This window comes from Lactiplantibacillus argentoratensis (assembly GCF_037290055.1).
Taxonomy (GTDB): Bacteria; Bacillota; Bacilli; order Lactobacillales; family Lactobacillaceae; genus Lactiplantibacillus; species Lactiplantibacillus plantarum.
In genome coordinates this window covers 2,078,255-2,097,251 of the sequence record NZ_CP147647.1, presented here as the reverse complement: position 1 = coordinate 2,097,251, position 18,997 = coordinate 2,078,255, and the positions used below count along the sequence as shown (strand labels likewise).

The 18,997-nt window shown below is 44.0% G+C and carries 20 protein-coding genes and 1 pseudogene; 20 read left to right on the top strand and 1 reads right to left on the bottom strand.

Features of this window, described 5'->3' with window-relative positions:
* Positions 1–255 precede the first annotated feature (255 nt).
* The 20 genes and pseudogenes from V7R88_RS10190 to V7R88_RS10100 all read left to right on the top strand — a co-directional run bounded on the left by V7R88_RS10190 (position 256) and on the right by V7R88_RS10100 (position 18,651).
* Positions 256–1,437, top strand: a complete 1,182-nt coding sequence (locus V7R88_RS10190; RefSeq protein ID WP_003642757.1) for a class I SAM-dependent methyltransferase — start codon at positions 256–258, stop codon at positions 1,435–1,437.
* Between the two features lie 234 nt (positions 1,438–1,671).
* Positions 1,672–2,529, top strand: coding sequence for a GRP family sugar transporter (locus V7R88_RS10185; RefSeq protein ID WP_054397712.1), 858 nt, complete (start codon positions 1,672–1,674; stop codon positions 2,527–2,529).
* A gap of 220 nt (positions 2,530–2,749) precedes the next feature.
* Positions 2,750–4,102: a glucose-6-phosphate isomerase gene (locus V7R88_RS10180; protein WP_226319771.1), complete on the top strand. Its 1,353-nt coding sequence runs from the start codon at positions 2,750–2,752 to the stop codon at positions 4,100–4,102.
* Positions 4,103–4,534: 432 nt separating this feature from the next.
* Complete coding sequence (locus V7R88_RS10175) at positions 4,535–4,726, top strand: hypothetical protein (protein WP_057717788.1); 192 nt, start codon at positions 4,535–4,537, stop codon at positions 4,724–4,726.
* 401 nt (positions 4,727–5,127) lie between these two features.
* On the top strand, positions 5,128–7,122 hold the full coding sequence (locus V7R88_RS10170) for an ATP-binding cassette domain-containing protein (RefSeq protein ID WP_338816222.1): 1,995 nt from the start codon (positions 5,128–5,130) through the stop codon (positions 7,120–7,122).
* Positions 7,123–7,138: 16 nt separating this feature from the next.
* On the top strand, positions 7,139–8,716 hold the full coding sequence (locus V7R88_RS10165; RefSeq protein ID WP_054397719.1) for a glycosyltransferase: 1,578 nt from the start codon (positions 7,139–7,141) through the stop codon (positions 8,714–8,716).
* The gene (locus V7R88_RS10160; protein WP_054397720.1) at positions 8,688–10,451 is read left to right on the top strand and encodes an ABC transporter ATP-binding protein; all 1,764 of its coding nucleotides are present in this window, start codon (positions 8,688–8,690) and stop codon (positions 10,449–10,451) included. The genes V7R88_RS10165 and V7R88_RS10160 overlap by 29 nt, the downstream gene beginning before the upstream one ends.
* Before the next feature lie 635 nt (positions 10,452–11,086).
* Positions 11,087–11,218: a hypothetical protein gene (locus V7R88_RS10155; protein ID WP_003642764.1), complete on the top strand. Its 132-nt coding sequence runs from the start codon at positions 11,087–11,089 to the stop codon at positions 11,216–11,218.
* A gap of 170 nt (positions 11,219–11,388) precedes the next feature.
* Positions 11,389–11,532, top strand: a complete 144-nt coding sequence (locus tag V7R88_RS10150; protein ID WP_015640740.1) for a hypothetical protein — start codon at positions 11,389–11,391, stop codon at positions 11,530–11,532.
* 29 nt (positions 11,533–11,561) lie between these two features.
* Positions 11,562–11,705 (top strand): hypothetical protein, encoded by a 144-nt coding sequence (locus V7R88_RS10145; RefSeq protein ID WP_016527239.1) that lies wholly within the window; start codon positions 11,562–11,564, stop codon positions 11,703–11,705.
* Between the two features lie 30 nt (positions 11,706–11,735).
* Positions 11,736–11,879 (top strand): hypothetical protein, encoded by a 144-nt coding sequence (locus V7R88_RS10140; protein WP_080339090.1) that lies wholly within the window; start codon positions 11,736–11,738, stop codon positions 11,877–11,879.
* 28 nt (positions 11,880–11,907) lie between these two features.
* Positions 11,908–12,051 (top strand): hypothetical protein, encoded by a 144-nt coding sequence (locus V7R88_RS10135; RefSeq protein ID WP_016527239.1) that lies wholly within the window; start codon positions 11,908–11,910, stop codon positions 12,049–12,051.
* A 30-nt stretch (positions 12,052–12,081) separates the two neighbouring features.
* Complete coding sequence (locus tag V7R88_RS10130) at positions 12,082–12,225, top strand: hypothetical protein (RefSeq protein WP_016527239.1); 144 nt, start codon at positions 12,082–12,084, stop codon at positions 12,223–12,225.
* Between the two features lie 30 nt (positions 12,226–12,255).
* Complete coding sequence (locus V7R88_RS10125; RefSeq protein ID WP_015640739.1) at positions 12,256–12,387, top strand: hypothetical protein; 132 nt, start codon at positions 12,256–12,258, stop codon at positions 12,385–12,387.
* A gap of 78 nt (positions 12,388–12,465) precedes the next feature.
* A complete protein-coding gene (locus tag V7R88_RS10120; RefSeq protein ID WP_003645284.1) occupies positions 12,466–12,597 on the top strand; it encodes a hypothetical protein in 132 nt (43 codons plus the stop codon).
* A gap of 30 nt (positions 12,598–12,627) precedes the next feature.
* Complete coding sequence (locus tag V7R88_RS10115) at positions 12,628–12,759, top strand: hypothetical protein (protein ID WP_072535367.1); 132 nt, start codon at positions 12,628–12,630, stop codon at positions 12,757–12,759.
* 75 nt (positions 12,760–12,834) lie between these two features.
* Positions 12,835–13,011 (top strand): annotated as a pseudogene (locus V7R88_RS14370) (KxYKxGKxW signal peptide domain-containing protein); the annotation flags it as partial.
* 687 nt (positions 13,012–13,698) lie between these two features.
* Positions 13,699–16,035: a MucBP domain-containing protein gene (locus V7R88_RS10110; protein ID WP_404820996.1), complete on the top strand. Its 2,337-nt coding sequence runs from the start codon at positions 13,699–13,701 to the stop codon at positions 16,033–16,035.
* Between the two features lie 99 nt (positions 16,036–16,134).
* Positions 16,135–18,111: a hypothetical protein gene (locus V7R88_RS10105; RefSeq protein WP_152707061.1), complete on the top strand. Its 1,977-nt coding sequence runs from the start codon at positions 16,135–16,137 to the stop codon at positions 18,109–18,111.
* A gap of 54 nt (positions 18,112–18,165) precedes the next feature.
* Positions 18,166–18,651, top strand: coding sequence for a MarR family winged helix-turn-helix transcriptional regulator (locus tag V7R88_RS10100; protein WP_054397448.1), 486 nt, complete (start codon positions 18,166–18,168; stop codon positions 18,649–18,651).
* Positions 18,652–18,701: 50 nt separating this feature from the next.
* On the opposite strand, the gene V7R88_RS10095 is transcribed toward V7R88_RS10100, so the two are convergent.
* A complete protein-coding gene (locus V7R88_RS10095; RefSeq protein WP_054397449.1) occupies positions 18,702–18,974 on the bottom strand; it encodes a hypothetical protein in 273 nt (90 codons plus the stop codon).
* Positions 18,975–18,997: the final 23 nt, after the last annotated feature.

The window sequence follows — 18,997 nt, the reverse complement described above, 5'->3', positions numbered from 1 at the left end:
TTGGGGATCGTAATGATCTCGAGGCCCGGTTTTGCTAATGCGGGGTAACGGTGGCCATAGCAATAACTCATCATTAATAGTAGGAACGGACGTTTAATAGTAATCGATTGCGGACCTTAAGCCTAATACTTTTCAGCGATTGACACTGTTCTACCTCGCACTCTGAGGCTAAATATGTTACCCTTAACAAGGCTGCAAACAGCGATTTATCAATAGTTTAGATAAGATTTGAAATGAATAGGAGAAACAACAACTATGCAAAGAGTACAAATTACGGGAAATTCGCAACGTAAAGTCAAGGACGGCTATCCTTTACTCGTACAAGATGATCTCAAGGATCCGAGTATGAAACTAACCGATGGCTCTTTTGTGGCGTTAATGGCAAGTTCTCAATTTATGGGCTACGCGCTGATTGCGAAGCATCGTCGGCAACTAGGCTGGGTCTTGAGCTTGGATGAAAGTGAGACGCCAACGACCGATTACTTTCGTAAGTTATTCAAACAGGCGTTGGTCCGGCGAGCAACGAGCATGGATCCACAGTTACCACAACGGGTCTTCAATGCGGATGGCGACGGTCTCGGCGGGTTAACAATCGATCGTTATCAAGATTACTATGTCTTTACATGGTACGCACAAGGTGTTTACCAGCAACGCGAAATGATCTATGCGGCTTTTGAAGCGGCTACTGAACATCAATTTAAAGGCATCTATGCGAAATTACGATTTAATGTCGAAGAAGCTAACTTAAAGAGTCAACTCGTCACGGGTGAAGCAGCACCAGAGCCGTTATTAGTGACTGAAGGCGCGGTGACGTATCCATTACACCTTGCTGATGATTTAACGACCGGGTTACTATTAGATATGCGTCCCATCCGGGAATGGTTGGCCGGAGCCGAATTGCAAGGTAAGACGGTCTTGAACTTGTTTAGCCAGGAAAATGGGGTTACGGCTGCTGCTGCCGTTGCGGGTGCTGCCAAGACAATCTCCATTGAAACAAGCAAGAAGGGTGCTAAGGAGACCGCTGATCAACTAGCCGTCAATAATATCGACCCTGATAAGCAAGAAATTCGGGCAATCGAAGTAAATAGTTATTTAGACTATGCTCAGAAGCACCGACTAAGTTATGACGTTGTTGTGGTTACGGCACCGACTTTTGCACGGGTCAAGAAGCAAAAGTTCCAAGTGGCAACTGACTTAACTGATTTATTGACGGCGACCTTACCGGTCGTTCGGCGTGACGGTCAATTAGTAATCGCGACGACCGCGAATAATTTCTCAATGAAGAAGTTTAAAGCGGCGGTCACGGCGGCTTTCGTTGGAAGTGACCGGCACTTCACGCTCAGTGAGACGTTCCGATTACCAGCTGACTTTGTGACGCGCAAGGCCTACTTGGCAAGCAACTATTTGAAGGTCTTGGTTTTGACACTCGATAAGTAGTTATTGCGCCATAATTTGAGTGGAGCAGAAAAAAATTTTAATGGGTATTTCGGGGACCGTTTTCATTAATTGAAAACGGTCCCTATCACTAAGAAAACGAATTCATGAAAATATAAAAATAATTATATTTAGCCCTGAATCCCTGATTGTGACTGGTAAAACGGTTACTTAACTGGTAAAATAATTCCTTGTCGTTAGGCAAGAGAGAAAACATAGAAATGAGGATTATTAGTAATGGGAATTCTAATTGCACTGATTCCTGCGATTGCGTGGGGCAGTATCGGCTTAATTAGTGGCCGAATGGGCGGTACCGCTCGGCAACAGACCCTTGGGATGACCATGGGGGCCTTGGTATTTGGTTTGGCACTCTGGGCGGTTGAACAACCAACTTTAACAAGCAAAATTTGGTTGATTGGGATCGTCTCAGGGCTATTCTGGAGTATTGGTCAAGGTCAACAATTTACATCAATGAAGGCGGTCGGTATTTCACGGACCACGCCAATCTCAACCGGGATGCAACTAGTTGCGAACGCGTTGGCCGGTGTGCTGTTATTCAATGAATGGCACGGTAACATGTATTGGGTCGGTTCGATTTCCGTCATTGTCTTGATTGCGGGGGCCGTATTGACTTCCTTGACTGATAAGACTGACCCGAACCGGAGCACTTCTGAAAACTGGGGCGTTGGGATTCGTGCGTTGATCCTATCAACGATTGGCTATGCGGGCTATACGATCGTTGTTCACTATGGTAACGTTAACGCGCAAGCAGTCGTAATGCCACAAGCCGTTGGGATGTTACTCGGTGCTTTGATCTGGTCCTTTAAGGATAAGCCATGGGTCGTGAAAGCAACTTATCGTAACATCGTGACCGGTTTGGTCTGGGGTGTTGGGAACCTGTTCATGTTTATGGCAATGGCTCAAATCGGACAAGCCGTTGCATACTCACTGTCACAAATGGGGATCGTTATTTCCACGTTCGGTAGCATTTATCTCTTGGGCGAGCACAAGACGAAACGGGAAATGGTCTACGTTGTGATTGGCTCGATCCTCGTCATTGTTGGTGGGGTCGCGTTGTCCTTGATGAAGGCTTAGTAAAGCTTTACTAAAAAATTAATTATTTGATTTACAGATTGCAAAAATCTGCTGAAGGTGCGGTAACGGTAAGTTATCAGCACCTTTTTTGTTAATAATTGTATTTATTTTTTACACAAATTACGAAAATTTACGAAAAAAAGGAGGAAGCGCTTTTCATTATTAGGCGAGCTATTGTATAATATGACATGTAAATACGTATAGAAAGAGGTAATAGTAAATGGCACACATTTCATTTGACAGCTCTAATTTAACTAAGTTCGTCCATGATAACGAACTTGGCGAAATGCAAGCTATGGTCACAGCTGCTGATAAGGAGCTGCGTGAAGGAACCGGCGCCGGTAATGATTTCCGCGGCTGGTTAAATTTACCAACAGATTACGATAAGGAAGAATTTGCACGGATCAAAACCGCTGCAAAGAAGATTCAAGACGATTCAGACGTCCTCGTTGTAATCGGGATTGGTGGTTCATACCTCGGTGCACGGGCAGCCATTGAATTCTTACACGAAACTTTCTGGTCATCACTTTCACGTGAAGACCGTAAATTCCCACAAGTTGTCTTTGCTGGGAACTCAATCTCATCTTCATACGTCAACGACTTAATTCACTTAATCGGTGACCGGGACTTCTCTGTCAACATCATTTCGAAGTCTGGGACGACGACTGAACCTTCAATCGCATTCCGGGTCTTCAAGGAACGTTTGATTGCGAAGTACGGTGAAGAAGCTGCTAAGGGCCGGATTTATGCGACAACTGACCGTAAGCGCGGTGCGTTGAAGCAAGAAGCTGACGCTGAAGGCTACGAAACTTTTGTTATTCCTGATGATGTTGGTGGTCGTTTCACTGTCTTGACACCAGTTGGTTTATTACCAATTGCTGTATCTGGCGGGGACATCGATTCATTAATGAAGGGTGCTGCGGATGCCCAAAGTGAATACAAAGATGCCGATTTAACTAAGAACGAAGCATACCAATACGCTGCTTACCGGAACATCTTGTACCGGAAGGGCTATACCACTGAAATTCTTGAAAACTACGAACCAAACATGGCGATGTTCTCAGAATGGTGGAAGCAATTAATGGGTGAATCCGAAGGGAAAGACCAAAAGGGAATCTACCCATCATCAGCTAACTTTACGACTGACTTACATTCATTGGGTCAATATATCCAAGAAGGTCGTCGTAACTTGATGGAAACGGTCGTTAAGGTTGACAACTCTACTAGTGACGTTGACATTCCTAAGGAAGCCGAAAACCTTGATGGTTTGAAGTATCTTGAAGGCAAGACGATGGCTCAAGTTAACACCAAAGCCTTTGAAGGGGTTATTATGGCCCACGTTGATGGCGGTGTTCCTAACATGGTCGTTAACATTCCTTCACAAGATGCTTACACGTTAGGCTACACGATGTACTTCTTTGAAGCTGCAGTTGCCATTTCTGGTTACTTGAACGGAATCAACCCATTCAACCAACCTGGTGTTGAAGCTTACAAGAACAACATGTTCGCCTTACTTGGCAAGCCTGGTTACGAAGAATTAACTAAGAAGTTAACTGCACGCCTTAGTGACTAAGGTATCAGCAGGCTAATAACGTAGTACGGAAGCCCCTCAAATAAACAACTATTAGTGATGGTCAGGTTCGTGACTGTATCATGATAGGTTGCTTGTTTCTGGGGCTTTTTTGAGTATCCTTGTTACTCGGTCTCTGTAGCTGCCCTGAGGTGGCACTGACAATCTGAATATTGGGGCCAACGCTGGTGTTGCCGAAATTAACCTGAACGCTAACTTAACATCACATATGAGTTCTTCGGCGCGGGTCGTCCAACGCACTTTATGCCTGCTAGACAACGCAATAAGCGTAGGGCCGAGTTGGTAAGCGTGATAGGACTGGTTGTGATGCGATTTAGTCGCGGACGGGTTATAATAAATTGGATAGGGAAGTATAAATATCGTCACGCATGGTGGTTGCGCGCAACAATGTGTGATGTTCTTGAGGAGTCTGAGATGTGTAAACTAAACATTATCGAAAGTATCATTATTGTCCTTGGCTTACTGGTTTTCTGGCTGGGGAGTGAAGTGGCAGTAATTAAACAACAGTTGCCATGGTTGCAATTCGCCGGGCTGATCGTTGTTTTCGTGACCGGGCTGGCAGATGCGATTTACCGGGTAGTCACCAAACGGTCCTTTTTTAAGTAAACCTCATTTCGAGTACAATTCGAGTGAGCGGCTTTAATTTAATATCATGAAGTCCCCGTCACTAGGGCCCGTGGTCTAGTGATGAGGACTTTTTAGTTTACACCTTGAATGTGTGGGGTGCTTGGGTTGAATTATACCGACAGTTAAGTATTAATTGCCGTCATAGAATAATAACGAAACAGAAAATTTTTAATAAAAATAAGTGCAAAATGAGCGATATTTTACAAATTGTACCTACCAAGTATGCGGATTGATGGGGTTTAAGATGATTATAATTTTAATTGTGAATGATGACCCCAGGTATTCAATAACACTTTACATCATTCACCAAAAAACGCAATGTTATTAATGAGGAAATACATTGTGGGGAATGTAGTTAATAAAATAGTGGAGGTACATATATGAGCTTTTTAGAATTACACGATATTCGTAAGGCCTATACCTTAAATCACCAAGAAAATGTCATCTTAAAAGGCATCAATCTAAACTTCGAACGGGGCGAGTTTATTTCAATTCTTGGGGAGTCTGGTGGCGGTAAGTCAACGTTAATGAATATTATCGGGGGCTTAGATCATCATTATGATGGGGATGTCTTGTTGGACGGCCAATCTTTGCGTTCGATGAATGTGCGGCAAATGGACCGGTACCGGCGCGAAACGATCGGCTTTATCTTTCAGAACTTTAACTTGGTAAGTTACCTAACTGTCTTGGATAACGTCATGCTTTCATTGAAGATGACTAAAACGTCCCATGCCAAACAGGTCCAGGAAGCTCAGGAACTACTTAAACGGGTGGGGCTTGAGCAGCAGACGCACCAGTATCCAAATGAGTTATCTGGTGGTCAGAAGCAACGGGTCGCCATCGCTCGCGCACTTGCCAGTGATCCCGATATTATTATCGCTGACGAGCCGACCGGGGCATTGGATAGTGAAAATACCCAGGAAGTCATGGATATTTTATATTCGATCGCTGCAGAAGGGAAGCTTGTCATTACCGTCACTCACTCGCAGGAAGTGGCCGACTACGGGACACGGATCGTTCATTTGGATGACGGTCAGATTCATGACGAATTAGTGATTGGGGCACCTTTCGACGTGGTCGATAAGGAGCCAACGCGTTACCGGACACTTGGTTTTCGGCAAATGTTTCGGATGTCGATGCAACATATGCGGCGGATGTGGCTCCGGTACCTACTGATCATTTTTGGATCCTCGATAGGGATCAGTAGCATCGTGGTGATGCTAGGTTTAGGGTCTGGGATTCAAAATTACATGAATCATCAGATTACGTCACAAGTCAACCCGACCGCTGTCCAGGTGTCAAAAAAGACGGGAAAGGTCAGCACGGCTGCGCGTAAGAAGGCAACGAGTGCGGCGGCTTACAAGGCAGCGGTCAATCAAGAGCAAGTTACAGCCACGAAAAATGCCGAAGTGACGACGACTAACGCGAAGCAATTAGCGGCAATCAAGCACGTTAAGTCCACTAAGTTGGGATATTACACGAGCACCCAAGCGAGTTACAAAAAAACCACGGTAACGGCTAGCCTCCAGACGGATAATCCGACAATTTTGAGCAAGACCATCAAGAATGGCTCGCGTCCTGGAACTAACCAAGTCTTGATTGGTCGCAAGTTAGCCAAAAAGATGATGGGCAAGAAAAACTACCGAAAGGCACTTAACAAGAAGTTGACTGTCAAATTGGCAACGGTTAATCGCAAAAATCAGGCGGTAACGATCAAGCAGACACTTACCGTCAGTGGGATTACGGGTAGCGATGATACCAGCGTCGTTGTCTTGCCAAAAACTGTCAAAAAGATGTTAACCGCTAAGAACGTCGCTTACCGACCAAACTTCGCCATTGTCCAGATTGATAAATTGGCGAATGTTAAGCAGGTCGAACATAAGATCAAGGCAATTAAGGGGACCGATAAGAAGCAACAGTATAACTATACTGGAATCGGTGATTTAATTGATTCATTGAATACGTATATTCGTTTAGCGACTAACGTATTGACCGGGGTGGCTGGTATTGCATTGTTGGTTTCAGCAATCATGATTATCGTCGTGCTATACGTGAGTGTTTCTGAACGGACTCGTGAAATTGGGGTTCTGCGTGCACTAGGCGCTCGCAAACGTGATATTAGTCATTTATTCTTTGCCGAAGCACTGACCATTGGGGTATTAGCTGCCATTATGGGGTTACTGTTTGGTGAAGGCTGGCAATTTTTAGGCAATATGGCCATCTATAACTTAATTAAGTATCCAATCGTTCGAATCTCGGGGGCAGCGATGTTAGGTGGTATCACAGTCAGCGTTGTCATCAGTTTATTGGCCGCTTTGGCACCGGCACATATGGCGGCGCGGCTAGATCCAGTCGAAAGTTTATCACATGAATAAAAGCGGGGCGGAGTAAATGTATTTCTTTATTACGAGCAAAATTGATTCGACGCCATCAGCTATTGAGTTAGCCATGATTCAGCGTCAAAAACTATTCACGAAGCACCGGGTACCTGCGTTGATCGTGACCCGGAACTTTGTACGCGATTTACATCATAATATGCAACTCATTGGGTATGATGATGAGTTCCAGGTCAATATGTATGATTATTTTCAAGGCACTACGAATTACGAAGGCGAACCGTTAACTGCGGCCAATTATCCACGGGTGACGGGTGAAACGCTGGAACGGGTCAGCGCTAATGAATTTGACGTCATTCAACGGGAACAACGGCAAAAAGCACTGATGTTAAATGCGCAGGGGAATATTGATTACGTCGATATTCTCAATCCACAGGGCGCGGTCAGCCGTCGAGACTATTATGATACGCGGGGCTTCTTAACGGTGGCTCAGTACTTTGATGACCAGCAGAATATCGTCTTGGAACAACACTGTAATTTGCAGCAACAACCCGTCTTAGAGACGTTCTTCCGGCCTAATGAGAAGCAGCAACCAGTTGCTACTCATCAACGGCTGTTGAACTATCACGGCCATAATTATGAATTTGAGGACTGGGATCAGTTGACCGCCTTTTTCTTGGACGCATTGAATACTGAGTATGGTGGTCACGGAACGATGATCGTGGATCGTAGCGATGCCGGGATGAATCCGATTGTGAAGATGAGCACCGCTGCACGCAAGTATGAATTCTTACACAGTAATTTCACACTGGATCCACTGGACGTGGTGAACTCGCCCATCGTGCCGTACACCCAAATCGGATTAGACCATGCCAGTCAAATGGCCGGGCTGATTATGTCAACGCAAGAAGAGTGTGATGATATGACGAACCACATTCATAATGTGATTCCGACCTTAGCAATTCCTGTCGGCAGCGTTAGTGATGAACAGCTAGCGGCTCGTCCCGTTGACTTTAAGGACCGAACTGACGGCAAGGTGATTGCCGTAGCCCGCTTGTCGGCGGAAAAGAACTTGGAACAATTGATCAAAGCGGTCGCTTATGTTCACGAAAAGCAGTCGAACGTGACCTTGGACATTTATGGTTATGGTGATTCATGGACTGGATTTAAGGAAGAAAACCGGCTACGGGCCTTGGTCAGCTCACAACGCTGGCAGTCCTTCATCACCTTTAAAGGTTTTGAGCGCGACTTAACGCCGGTTTATAACCAGGCGCAACTGATGGTCCTTACTAGTCAATATGAGGGCTTTAACTTGGGTATTTTAGAAGGGTTAAGTCATGGTGTTCCGGTGGTTGCCTATGATATTAAGTACGGACCGGCCACGATGATTAAGGACGGTGAAAATGGCCGACTGATTACCCCGAATAACTTAGTTGAATTGGGCAAGGTGATTTTAACGCTGCTACAACATCCTAAGCAGCTGGCGAAGATGAGTGAGCGGGCGTACGGCAATAGTAGTCGCTTTTCTGAGGCGATGATTTGGCAACGGTGGAATGATCATGTCATTCAGCCTGATATTCAAGCAATGAGGGGAGTTACAACCAATGGAAACGCATATCACGTCATCGGCTAAACAACCACATGCCAAGTATGGGACCCGTGATCTACTGCGATTGATCATGACCCACGCCCACCCCAAGAAGGGACTCTTTGTGGTTGGAATTCTGTTGTCGTTTGTCGCGACGATTTGTAGTCTGGGTATTACGCTGATGTTGAAAGAATTTATCGACGCTTTTAATCATGGCACGTCGGGGCAACTGCTGCTGCGGTTAGGGGCTGTGATTGTCGTACAGTTATTTGCCAGTGTCGCGTCAAGCTTTCTACTCAGTTATACGGGGGTCGACGCCGTTTCGACGTTGCGGAGCGCGTTATGGCAACATATTGTGGACTTGCCGATTCCTTATTTTGACCATAACCGCACGGGGGAACTCTCCAGTCGGGTGGTCAACGATACATCAACGATTTTTGAATTGATTTCAAGTCAGTTTTCGAACGCCATCAATGGGATCATCTCAATTGTGGGTTCCTTAACGTTAATGTTGTTATTAAACTTCCGCTTGACGATTATTATTTTAATTGTGGTCCCACTGATGGCCGTGATTATCGTGCCAATGGGTCAAGTGTTAGCGCGAATCTCCAAAGCGATTCAAAAAGAAACGGCCAACTTGAATAGTGCGGCGGTACAAATGATTGGTCAAAACCGGTTAGTGAAGGCAATGGTTGCTGAAAAAGCCCTGAAACAGCAAGGAAAAGACCAAGTTGATCGGATCAAGGGCTTCAGTGTCCGTCAAATCAAGCTGATCTCAGTGCTTAATCCAGTGTTGAACATCATGTTACTGGCGGCAATTTTCATTATTATTGTTTACGGTGGTATTTTAGTACAAACGAACGCGTTGACGATTGGGAGCTTAGTGGCTTTCTTGATGTACGCTGTTCAAATGATTTCACCACTGAGTAGTGTAACTGGCTTAGTAACGGCCTTACAACAAACGGTCGGGGCCACGGAACGTATCGACAACATTCTAGATAGTCCGGAAGAAGATAAACGGTTGTCAGGTGAGACGCTGTCAACAATCAATACGGTCGACTTTGATCACGTTGATTTTGGCTACGAAAGTGATAAACCGGTGCTCAAGGACATTGATTTGACGATTCATCGCGGTGAGCGGATCGCCTTGATTGGTGAGAGTGGTAGCGGTAAAACGACCTTAGTCTCCCTCTTAGAGGCTTACTATACGCCAACGCGCGGTGAGCTGGACGTGAATGGCCAGACAATGGCCAGTTATACGATTCCCTCGATTCGTAATCAGATTGGCTACGTGAGCCAGGAAGTGGACTTGATGCCGGGGACGATTCGCGATAATCTCCTGCTTGGTTCGACGGAATCAGTGCCTGACGAACAATTAAGCGCGCTGTTAACGCAAGTCGGCTTGGCGGACTGGTTAGCCGAGCTGTCAGCCGGTCTCGATACGGACGTCGGCGAACGCGGTTTGAACGTCTCTGGTGGGCAGCGACAGCGTTTGGCCATCGTCCGCGCACTTGTTCGGCAACCATCTTTATTGATTCTTGACGAAGCAACCGCTAGTCTTGATAATCAGAACCAAGAGCGGGTAACGCAGCTCCTGGCGACATTACCTGCTGATCTGACGACGATTACGATCGTCCATCGGTTGAACCAGATCGAGGCGTATCCGCGGATTCTCTTCATGGAAGATGGGCGGATTACGGGTGATGGTGATCATGAGTCCTTGCTAGCGACCCATGAACGTTATCGTGACTTTTATCGGTTGCAGTATCAACACGGTTAAAAAGATTTTAGTGAAATAATGTTCGATGTTTAAAATTAGTAAGTGGTTATTGCTGAGTATTGGCAATAGCCGCTTTTTTTGCGCAAAAATATGTATTCAACTGGATAGAGATGGTTAAGTGGTGAAATAAAAATGATGTGATAAAAGGAAAAAGTATTAATAATTTTTATAATAAGGCAAAAAAGTGAAAATTATAATTATTTTTTAGGTGATAAATTTCGCGATGGTATGGTTCACAATCGAGAAAAAAGAAGGGAATATCGCAAGTAGCAACCATGCTGAAATGCTGATATTATCAGGGGTTTAAACGCTTTCGACGAGCATAGTTAACTGGTGATAAACATAAATAATATTGATATTGGACTTAAATTTGGACCGTTAATGAAACGCGTAAGTTGTCCATAGTATGCACATTTACTGATTGAATATGATACTGCCCTGTATTTATTCAAATATTAGTAATTTTATTGACGATGGTGGGGCGGATTCGTTAATATTTAAATCGTAAACGAGGTTACTTGTTTCACGTTCGCATTAGTAATCAATATTAGTTATTTAACAGACTAAATTAAATTAATGATTATTGAGCTGCTAATTTGTGAACAATTTGTAAATTTTCTAAGGAGGATATTAACATGAGTTTCTTCAGTGATTTACATCTCTTACCAGGGACCCACACATCATCACATACTAGTTATGTCAGCAACCAACCACTTGGTACTTTCTATCAGTTTGTGTTGAACGTGATCGCCGCAATCAAAGGTTAGGCGTCGCTAGAAGCGGGTGCTAAGGAATCCAATGATTAATTAGTTGAATTTTCTAACCGTTTAACCAAGTTTGTGGGAGTTTAATTTGTTTTCCAAACTCTCAAGTCTTTCCATTAATTGGCTAGGCTTGGGGATTTAACCATTAACTAACTTAAAAGGAGGAGTTATTCATGAGTTTCTTTACTGATTTGCACTTCTTACCAGGAACCCACACATCATCATATTCATCAAGTGTTTCGAATGATATCTTTGGTGGTTTCCACAGCTTCATCTTAAACTTGATTCCAGCAATCAAGAGTTTGTTCAGCAAATAATCACAGTCAATTTATAGGAGGATTTTACAATGAGTTTCTTTAACGATTTCCACGTATTACCAGGTACCCATACATCATCATATTCATCAAGTGTTTCAAACGACATCTTTGGTGGTTTCCACAGCTTCATCTTGAACTTGATTCCAGCAATCAAGAGTTTGTTCAGCAAATAATTACAGTTAATCAATTAGGAGGATTTTACAATGAGTTTCTTTAACGATTTCCACGTATTACCAGGTACGCACACATCATCATATTCATCAAGTGTTTCAAATGACATCTTTGGTGGCTTACACAGCTTTATCTTAAACTTGATTCCAGCAATCAAGAGTTTGTTCAGCAAATAATCGCAGTCAATTATAGGAGGATTTTACAATGAGTTTCTTTAACGATTTCCACGTATTACCAGGTACCCATACATCATCATATTCATCAAGTGTTTCAAATGACATCTTTGGTGGTTTCCACAGCTTCATCTTAAACTTGATTCCAGCAATCAAGAGTTTGTTCAGCAAATAATTATAGTTAATCAATTAGGAGGATTTTACAATGAGTTTCTTTAACGATTTCCACGTATTACCAGGTACGCACACATCATCATATTCATCAAGTGTTTCAAACGACATCTTTGGTGGTTTCCACAGCTTTATCTTAAACTTGATTCCAGCAATCAAGAGCTTGTTCAGCAAATAATTACAGTTAATCAATTAGGAGGATTTTACAATGAGTTTCTTTAACGATTTTCACGTATTACCAGGTACACACACTTCATCATATTCATCAAGTGTTTCAAATGACATCTTTGGCGGCTTCCACAGCTTTATCTTAAACTTGATCAAAGCAATCAAGGGTTAATTTATTAAACATAATAGGTTAATTAATTCATTAATTAATGTCTTGATATTATTTAGATAATAGAGGAGGATATATATTATGAGTTTCTTTTCTGATTTGCATTTCTTACCAGGTACACATACTGCAACCCACACGAGTTATGTAAGTAACCAACCATTAGGTACTTTCTACCAATTCGTTTTGAACGTAATTGCAGCTATTAAAGGCTAATTAACTAGCCAATTAAAAGGGGAATAGATCATGAGCTTCTTCAATGATTTTCATGTTTTACCAGGAACACACACATCATCGTATTCATCAAGTGTTTCAAATGACATCTTTGGTGGCTTACACAGTTTTATCTTGAACGTAATCAAAGCCATTAAAGGCTAATACGTCATTTAAAACTGAAATGCCAACAAAACCGTTATGGTGTAATAAGCACAACACGATAGACGCGTGACTAAGATGATGGGCTGGCAAGCGATTTGTCGCCCATCATTTTACATAAGGCCAAAAATCGTGAGTGCTTGGGGAGGAATCCATATGTCAAAAGATAATCAAAAAGTGACCGGTGATTCAATTTATCGGGTAAAGATGTATAAGGATGGCAAGCGCTGGGTTTACGCTGGCGCGACCACATTAGCCTTAGCTGCCGGCTTAGTATTTGCCAATGTCAATGCATCTGCTGATACAACACCAGCAAATGCAACTAAAACGGAACAGGTTACTAGTGGTGCCAGTTCATCAGCAACTAGTCAATTGGCTACTTCGGATGCCAGTTCTGCATCTTCGACTAGTCAATCAACTTCTACAGCTTCTGCTGCAACACAGAGTGCTACTTCAACAAGTACTGCAAGTCCTGTTGCTAGTCAAAATAATACAACGCAAACTGCTGTTGCAACTTCTGCTAAGGTTCAGTCACGAGCTGCAGGTGTTGATACAACCGCGACTGTTCAACAGGAAACACCAACAGTTACTGCACCGACCTCTAGCGCAACGCCGAAGGTTACTAGTGAAGCAACATTAACAACTTCTGAAGCTGCTAGTGGTTCGACTTCTGAAGCAACTTCAACAGTTGCTACTGGTAATGGGTCATTAGCTGCCAGCCATGATATTAACGCCAACAACGTGAAAGTCGACGGCACAACGGTTGCCAAGACCGTCAAGGGACAAAAATACGACATGCAGGTCGTGCTTACCAAGAACCCAAAAATTGACTGGAATACGGGTCGAACAAACGGCCAATTCTCAATTGCTCCTGCAGGTAGTTCTGAAACGGCTAACGGAACTTGGAAGGCTGTTTCATATCAAATCGATGAGAACACCCCAGTGACTGTTGGTACTGGTAGCACTATCGTAGTTCCGGTTAAGGACGTGATCAACGCGACCACGCTAACGTTTAACTACGAATATACAGCTACTAATGACACTAATTCAAATAGTGATTATTTATCCATCAACGACATTCCAAATGCTGATGACAAAGCTCATATTGAAGCGGCTGGAAATACAGACCTGTATCAGAATGGATGGGATTACACTGCGCAGACAACTACTGATGTAACGACTACCACACCAGCTGAAGATGCACAGGATGTTTCGGTGGCATACGTTGTAATCACCGGCGTTAATGCTGATGGTACCCCTAAGTATACTCAGATTGCCGGCGGTGTAACTAAGAGCGGAAAGGTTGGAACTACCTTTACAATTAGCCCTGCAACGATTGATGGCTATGCCCTTTATGGCGCAAGCGATAACGTTAAACCCGGTGACAATGGCTTAACTGGTACAGTCGATTCGGTTGCTACTAAAAATGAAATTGTATTGGTCTACGCCGAAAATACTGGTATTGTTGCTAACTATCAGACTGCTGATGGGACAACATTAGCTAAGTCTAACCAATATACTCAAGGTACTGACAAAACCTTTACTCGTGCTGGCGGTACTTACAAGTTGACGGCTCCAAGTCTTGATGGCTATACCTACGTTGGCTACAAGATTGGTGACGGCGATGTTCAATCCGGCAATGTTGCTGCTGGTACGCTTGTTGCTGGTGCTAATACAGTAACGTTCATTTATGCACCAGTTGTTGAACAATCCGATGTTACCGTAAACTACGTTGATGAATCTGGTAACACGATCAAGGCTGCTACGACCCAAACCTTGGATAACGGCTCAACTTATACGGTTGAAACGCCAACGATCGATGGTTACACTTACAAGTCAGCTGATGCTGCTTTGACTGGTACGGTTGATGGTAATAAGACGATTACCTTAACTTACACCAAGAATGCGGCCCCAGTTGAACAATCAACGGTTACGGTAAACTACGTTGATGCTGATGGTAACACGATCAAGGCTGCTACGACCCAAACCTTGGATAATGGCTCAACTTATACGGTTGAAACGCCAACGATCGATGGCTACACTTACAAGTCAGCTGATGCTGCCTTGACTGGTACGGTTGATGGCAATAAGACAATTACCTTAACTTACACCAAGAATGCCACCCCAGTTGAACAATCAACGGTTACGGTAAACTACGTTGATGCTGATGGTAACACGATCAAGGCTGCTACGACCCAAACTTTGGATAACGGCTCAACTTATACGGTTGAAACGCCAACGATCGATGGCTACACTTACAAGTCAGCTGATGCTGCCTTGACTGGTACGGTTGATGGTAATAAGACGATTACCTTAACTTACACCAAGAATTCAACGACACCAGTTGAAAATAAAGCTAACTTGACGATCAATTATGTTGACGCTGATGGTAACACCATCAAAGCATCCAGCGTAACTGAATATATCGTTGGTCAAGCTTACACGGTTGGTCAACCAGAAATTGCTGGTTACACTTATGACCATGCTACTGGTGATGCCATTGCCGGGACGATTGCATACAACGGTAACACGGTTACCCTTGTTTACACGAAGAACGGTGGCACTACACCAACTGAACAGACTAAGACGATCACAGTTAACTATGTTGACGCAGACGGGAACACCATCAAGAGTGCGACGACCACAACTTACAAGGTTGGGGACACTTACACGGTCGCAACTCCTTCAATCGATGGTTACACTTACAAGTCAGCTGATGGTGATTTGAGTGGTACGGTTGCTGATGACGCGACGATCACCTTAACTTATGCTAAGACTGATAATGGCGGCTCAACGACTGCACCTACCACTGCACCTGGTACTGGCGACAATGGTAACAACGGTGGTGGTACGATCACAACTGCACCTACGACTGCACCTGGTACAGGTGACAACATCAACGGTGGCGGTACTGGTACAACTACCACTGCTCCTGTTACGACGCCAAGTGACGATACTGTTGATAATGGTAATGGCTCGTCAAACAACGGCGGTTCATCAACGACGACTACTTCAACGGCACCAGCAACCACGGTTTCTGATGATGAAGTAACGCCAACGACGACAGCTGCTACTAACAATGGGACTAGCGGGGTTGTTCCTGCATCAGCCTCATTGAAGCCAGTAGTCACAACTAAGACAACGACTTCAGACGCAAAGACGTTACCACAAACGGATGAAGACGAAAACGGGACTGCTTTGGCTGTCTTGGGTCTTTCAACCTTATTGATGGGTTCAGCGCTATACTTTGGCGTTTCTCGTCGGAAGCATGAAGCATAATAATTAGAATAGCTTGATTATTTGCTGAACGGATAGAAGGATCAGCGATGACCCTTCTACTCTTTGAGCAAACAATCAAGTTTATGGAGGAGTTGCATTATGAAGATGTTCAATAAAAAGCGCAGAGATAAGAATGAGGATTACCGTAATCATTCTGAGCGTGCAACGGCGACTTCAACCGTTGCTGCTCAAAAGCCAAAACCAAAGGCGACTCAAAGTAGTACGACCCCCAATGTGCGGTCATCTGCTGGTGTCCGGCCAACTAGTAGTAGCGTAACGGCTTCGACTAGTGCTCCAGTTAAGGGCCAAAACCGGGTCAACCAACGGCGTGCTACCCAAACGGCAGCCAAGAACAGTGCGGCGATCGAACGTGAAATGGCTGACTTAAACAAGCAATACCAAACTTTACGTGGGGAGCTTAAGGTCCAATTAGTTCAGGATCGTAAGCACGAAAAGCAACAGTATGAGACTTTAGTCGCTGAACAATTAAGTTTGGAACAGCAGTTAAAGGATGCTAAAGTCACTTTATCTAAGCAGGATAAAGTCGTTAACACCAACGATGGCGAACGGCAAGGAATGGTCAAAACCATTAATTCCGCTCAAAAACGTTACGACGATGCCAAGAAAGCTCTTGCTAAGAGCGATCAAACCATCAAATCATTAGAAAAGAAGATTACGCAGTCCGAACAATCATTAGCTGATTTGAAGCAAAATGAAGCTAATATGCGTAAGGCAATTCAGGGCGAACAAGATCTTAAGAAATTATTCGTGTTGATGAAGCAGCAGGAGAAACAAGCTCAGGACTTGTATCAAAAGAGTGACGCAATCAACAGTGAACTCGTGAAACTCCAGAAACGTGAACAGACTGAAACCCGTGAACGTTCGCGGAAGGAACACGCGATTACGAGTGCGGAAAAAGACTTACATACCGCTCAAGATGCGTTAGTTGCTTATGATCGCAAGAAGAAGAGTGCTCAGGACGAACAAGAACGCTCACTCAACTTGATCAACCAGAAGATTAATCGGTTACAGCATGACTATGATCAAAATGCCACGATCGTTAAGGGGCTCCAACAAAAGGTTGAAAGTATTGATGCCAAGTTAAAATCGGATTACGGGACGACCCACTTAGTCTCACCCGTCGAATTTGACCAGTCTGCGAAGTACTTTTTATTCAGTACCGACTTGATTCAATCATTGTCTGGTGATGAAAAGGCTTCGATGGAAATGATCATGGGCTTATTGAAGAGTGAAGTTAAGGATAAGGCGAACGTCATTACCGTTAACTACAACGACAGTTTGCCTGAAATTTGGAACAGTTACCAATCAGCTGGTTTAGTTGATAAGCGGACTGGTTTGTACAACATGTACTATACGATTCAGGCTAAGGTACCGGGTGCCGTTGCGAAGACCAAGCCAGAATTACCTGATAATCCAGCATGGCAATATAAACGCAATGCGGACAAGCAGATCGTCTCGATCGCTGACGATGGCGGTAACCCAATTATGACGTTGAAGTACCGTAAGAACGGTGCCATCTGGTATATGACTTACTTTAATGGGTCATTAGCAACTCGTCGTGATGTGTACGATGCTGCCGGGTTCTTGTCAGTGACGCAGTACCTTGACCGGACAAATAATTCACAAGTAACACTAGAAAACTTCTATCGTCCAGACCACTCTTTAGCAATGGTCAAGCAATACGGTAGCAACCACGAATTATCAATTCAATTAGTGAACAAGGAAGAAGCCATCACGAATGTCTTCCATTCTGAAGCACAATTATTGAACTGGTGGTTAGCATCCGTCTTACAACAACAAAACAGTGTGTTAGTCATGGGGGTTAACTCACCATTGTTCGACCAATGCTTACAAGCAACGAATGATAATTTCCATCTCTTACCAATCGTTTCTGCCGATGATTTGGATAATCAACACGTCCAAGATATTATCAACGGAAAGAGTAAGTTGTCGAGCTTAGTTGTAACGGATCATGATGTTCAGACTGCGATTGAGAAACAAATGACACGTGATCTCGAAATCACCGTTATGCCAGTTGCAGAAGTCCGTGCGTAATCACGGGGTTGTTGATGATGCCTTGAACGTGACGCATGAATGGGGTTTTAAATAATGATGAAGACTAATACTAAGAAGGCCAAGTACGACGATGATGAGTTGTTCGAGAAAGTCTTAGTGGGCATGTCATGGCTTGAAAGCCATCTTCGTGAGATCATTCAAACGATGGTGACTGATGCGGATGTGTCATTCGAACAGTTCCTGATTCTCTACTATCTTGACCATAGCACTGATCACCGAATCACGGTGAAAGAGCTAGCCGCTGACCGCCACGTCTCTTCTTCAGCGATTTCAAGGAAGCTAACTTACTTGATCAACAATGACTTGATCGTGTTAAACATCGATCCTTATGATCGCCGGTACCGTTATTTAACGTTGACCGCCAAGGGTGAGAAGTTGGCACGGGTCATTGAAAAAGTTAACGAAGAACGCCTTGGCAAGTTCCTCGACGAATTTGGCCGAATTCGGACCTCTGAATTGACTGACGAGCTTCGAATGGTCAGCAAAGTTTTAGTGGATACCAAGGAAATTAAAGGCTAGTAAAAAAGAGTCATTCAGTTTAGTGATAAACTGGATGACTCTTTTTGTTGTTAAATATTGATCGCTAACGAGAACAAGATAAAACCACCAAGTAACATGGCAATGATCGCCACGACCACCCATAGCACTTGGCGAACGCTGTGCCGAACCCGCCGCTCAACATGGCTCCTGGACTGGAGGTGCTCGTGTTGGGCATTGAATAGCGAAGCATTCGTGTCTTTGACCCAGTCAGCGCCATGCTGACCATAGTAGGGGTTGGTGTTATGATTGAGCGAGTGGGGGACCCGGCCATTTGATTTGGTTAACGGTTGATAGCGCCGCATCGTAATCCTCTTTTCAACGGTTG